Here is a 3,998-nt window from a genome sequence, read left to right as displayed (position 1 = left end):
CGCCGCGGTCTGGGGCTCGGGCGTCTTCTCCGACGTCAGCGAGAGCGGTTTCGAGGACCCCGGCGCCGAGTCCTCCCGCGCCATGGACCTCCTCGAAGGCGAGCTGGGCCACGACGACATCGACATCGTCGCCGTCTACCGCAGCGACGAGATGAAGGTCGACAACCCCACCTTCGCCGCGGCCGTCCAGCGCATCGCCGACGGCATGCCCGAGGGCGCCGTCGCCGACTTCGACGTCTACCTCGACGAGGACCTCTCCGACATCGAACGCGGCATGCTCGTCTCCGAGGACATGCACGCGACCTACCTCCCCCTCATCCTGACCGGCGAGAGCCACACCGACCGCCTGGACCAGTACGAGGCCGTCGCCGAACACCTGGAGTCGGGCCCGCTGGAGACCCACCTGGGCGGCCCCATCGCGGTCGAGCACGAGCTCTCGGCGACCGCCGAGGCCGACATCGTCCGCGCCGAGCTCATCACCATGCCGCTGCTGCTGTTCCTGCTGGTGCTGATCTTCGGCGGCCTCATCGCGGGCGTGGTCCCCCTGGCGGTGGGCGGCCTGGCCATCCTGGGCTCCCTGACGGTGCTGCGCGCCCTCACCCACGTCACCGACGTCTCGGTGTTCGCGGTCAACGTCGCCACCATCCTGGGCCTGGGCCTGGCGATCGACTACGGCCTGTTCATGGTCAGCCGCTTCCGCGAGGAGCTGGACCGGGGCCGGGGGGTGGCCGCCGCGGTGGGCCGCACCGTCGACACCGCGGGGCGCACGGTCGCCTTCTCGGGGGTCACGGTCGGCATCGCGTTCGCAGGCCTGCTGTTCTTCCCGCAGCCGATCCTGAAGTCCATCGGGTTCGGCGGCATCGCCGTGGTCCTGTTCGACCTGCTGGCCGCCCTGGTGTTCCTCCCGGCGCTGCTGTCGGTGGTGGGCCGGCGCATCGACCGCCTCCGGCTGCCGCTGCCCCGCCGCACCGTCACCGGCACCCTCCAGGAGGGCGGCTGGACACGGCTGGCCCGCACCGTGATGCGCGGCCCCGCGGTGTCGCTGGTGGCGGTCCTCACCGTTCTGGTGGTCTTCGGCTCGGGCCTGGCCTCCGCCCACCTGGGCACCACCGACCAGCGCTACCTGCCCGAGGACGCGGGCAGCCGGATCGCCACCGAGTCGGTCGCCGAGGACTTCCCGGCGGGTGGCCTGGGCCGCCTGCACGTCGCGGTGGTCGGGGACCCCTCCGACGAGGCGCTGGAGGAGTACGCCGAACGCCTGGAGGACCTGCCGGAGGTCGCCCTGGCCCGGGTGGAGCGCACCGGCGAGGGCATCGCCCACGTCCTGGTCGCCTACCAGGGCGCCACCGACTCCGACGAGGTCAAGGGCCTGGTCGCCGACGTCCGCGCCGAGCCCGCCCCGGACGGGGCGCAGGAGACCCTGGTGGGCGGTGTCGCGGCGATGCAGCAGGACAACGTGGCCGCGATCGTGGAGTCGGCCCCGGTCACCGTCGGGTTCATCGCGGGCGCCACCCTGTTCCTGCTGTTCCTGGCCTTCGGCTCGATCGTGCTGCCCGTCAAGGCGGTCCTCATGGGCGCGCTGTCCCTGGGCGCCTCGCTGGGCGTGGTGATCTGGGGTTTCCAGGAGGGCGCCTTCGCCGGCCCGCTGGGGTTCGAGCCGGTCGGCACGATCGACCCCACCTACCTGGTGCTCATCACGATCGTGGCGTTCGGCCTGGCCATGGACTACGAGCTGTTCCTGCTCAGCCGGGTCCGCGAGGAGTTCCTGCGCACCGGCGACAACACCCGCTCGGTGGCGGCGGGGCTCCAGCACACGGGGCGGATCATCACCAGCGCGGCGGTCCTGCTCGTGGTGGTGCTGCTGGCGATGGGCACCTCGGGCCTGCTGTTCCTGAAGATCATCGGCATCGGCCTGGCGATCGCGGTGTTCGTGGACGCCACCCTGGTCCGCGCGATCATGGTCCCGGCGACGATGCGCCTGCTGGGCGGTGTGAACTGGTGGCTGCCGCGGCCGCTGCGGTGGCTGCACGACCGCATCGGGATCTCCGAGGGCGGCGGCGAGGAGCCCGCGGCCCCGGCGCCGGCCGGGCGCGAGCGCGTGCCCGCGGGGGTCTGAGCCGGGAGCGGTCCCACCGGGAGGCGAGTCCTCCCGGTGGGACCTGTCGTGTGCGCGGTCAGGGGGCGTTCTGCAGCCGCCGTGCGCCGGTGATCGGCTGGTGGCGGCGGATGGCCTGGTAGAGGTCGTGCAGCTCGGGGCGGGGCGGAACGTTGAGCTCCCCCAGCATCCGCGTGGCCAGCATCTGGTACACGCGGACCGCTTCGGCCGTGCGGCCCTCCTCGTACAGGGCCAGGATGAGGAGCCGGGCCAGGTTCTCCTCCAGCGGGTGGTGCCGCAGCGCGTCGCGCAGCGGCTCCATCACCTCGGCCCGGCGGCCAGTCCGGAGCCCGACGGCGGCGTACTCCTCCAGCACCACCAGCCGGACGGTCTCCATGAACTCCCGCTCGTCGTCGAACGCGGGTCCGGACAGCTCGCCCAGGAACGGCCCCCGCCACAGGGCCAGGGCGCGGCCGAACAGGTCGGCGGCCTGTGCCTCCTCGCCGCGGTCGCGCAGAGCGCGTGCGGTCTGCATCCAGGTCTGGAACAGGATCAGGTCCATCTGGCCGGCCGGGGGCACGAGCCGGTAGCCGGTGGGACCGCTCTCGATGGCGACACTCCTGTGCGGGGGTAGGGCGGCGAGGGCGCGGCGCAGTCCGGAAACGTACTTGTGGACCAGGTTGACGGCGTGGGTCGGGTGGCTCGGTCCCCACACCATCGTGATGATGCGCTGCGTGGTCACGGGGCGCTCGGCGTTGAGCGCGAGGGCCGCGAACACGGCGCGTTGTCGTGGGGCGCCCAGGGACAGGGGACCGTGTTCTCCGACGACCTCCAGCTCCCCCAGGACGGCGATGGTCGTCGGTGCCGCCTGCGTGGTTCTGATCATTCCGGAGCCCTTCCGGCGATTCTTGCGTTACCCGTCTCCAGCTTCTCGTGCACTCCGGTCCGGTTCGTCGCCCTCCGGCGTCGGTGGCGGAGGCCTTCCTCCGAAGTGGGCCGGAGTACCGCTCTGTGACGGCGTGTGCACGCCGTCGGTGTGCGGTGAGCCGATCATAAACACGAGGTCCGTACCTGTAAGTAATGGATAAATTTCCCTGCGCCATCAAGGTGGGGGCCTTCGCAGGCGGGGGTGTGGACCACGGGCCCCGAAGCCATCTCCTGTGTCGATGGTCACAAAACACAGATGATCGAGGCCAAGGATTAATTGCACGCGCATTTTCCCATGTGAACGCCTCGTGCAGGGTCAGAAGTGAGTTTTTTTCGCGGCCGGCCTTCAGGTCGTGCTCCAGGTCTTCTTCAGGTCCCCTCCGGATACTCGGTGTCCGTGGCGGGGGCGGACCGTTCCCCGTCCACCCCCGCCACTGGGATGGCTCTCCTCACCGTTCCGAACCCCGTGTCCTCTCCGCGGAACAGCCGTCGAGGGGGACGTGAACGAAAGGGAAGACATGAACCGCACGACCACCGGGCCCCAGGCCACCGCGACCGCCGAGCCCCGGACCGTCGAGGCCGCCGAGCCCCGGACCGCCGAGGCCGGCACCGACCACCGGGACCTGACCCACCTGGACCCCGACTACGGCGAGCCCCGAGAGCTCGACTACGACGCGACCGTGCCCCGCGGGCTGGTCCACCGCAACGCCGTCTCGGAGGTGTTCGTCACCGACTCCCGGCAGACCGGTGAGACCTCCTTCGAGGTCGCCGCCCAGCTGCCCCGCGGGCACGTGATGCTGGAGTCCCCGGCCTACGACCTGCCGCTGCTGCTGGAGGCGTGCCGCCAGACCGGAGTGCTCGTCTCGCACCGGCACCTGGACGTCCCCATGGACCGGGCGTTCATCATGCACCGCATGTCGCTGCACATCACCGACCTCGACGGCCTGCGCCAGGGCGCCGAGCCCGCGCGGGTCCT

3 protein-coding genes are annotated in these 3,998 nt (G+C 71.4%); 2 read left to right on the top strand and 1 reads right to left on the bottom strand.

What is annotated here, in order from left to right; genetic code table 11:
• Nucleotides 1–2,116: MMPL family transporter (locus ACJOT3_RS33250; RefSeq protein WP_406977102.1), on the top strand; the 2,116-nt coding region annotated here is incomplete at its 5' end.
• Between the two features lie 58 nt (nt 2,117–2,174).
• Here the strand turns inward: ACJOT3_RS33250 and ACJOT3_RS33245 are convergent.
• On the bottom strand, nt 2,175–2,981 hold the full coding sequence (locus ACJOT3_RS33245) for an AfsR/SARP family transcriptional regulator (protein WP_406977101.1): 807 nt from the start codon (nt 2,979–2,981) through the stop codon (nt 2,175–2,177).
• Between the two features lie 559 nt (nt 2,982–3,540).
• On the opposite strand from ACJOT3_RS33245, the gene ACJOT3_RS33240 reads away from it, so the two are divergent.
• Nucleotides 3,541–3,998: AfsA-related hotdog domain-containing protein (locus ACJOT3_RS33240; protein ID WP_406977100.1), on the top strand; the 458-nt coding region annotated here is incomplete at its 3' end.

Origin of the sequence: Nocardiopsis protaetiae, from assembly GCF_045446735.1 — a bacterium.
In the GTDB taxonomy this organism is placed as follows: domain Bacteria; phylum Actinomycetota; class Actinomycetes; order Streptosporangiales; family Streptosporangiaceae; genus Nocardiopsis; species Nocardiopsis protaetiae.
Note: the sequence above shows the minus strand (reverse complement) of the source record. Positions and strands in the feature narration are given on the sequence as shown.

Bases quoted from the DNA above. Each gene is read 5' to 3' on its own strand.
- ACJOT3_RS33245 (WP_406977101.1), bottom strand. From the start codon at position 2,981: ATGATCAGAACCACGCAGGCGGCACCGACGACCATCGCCGTCCTGGGG.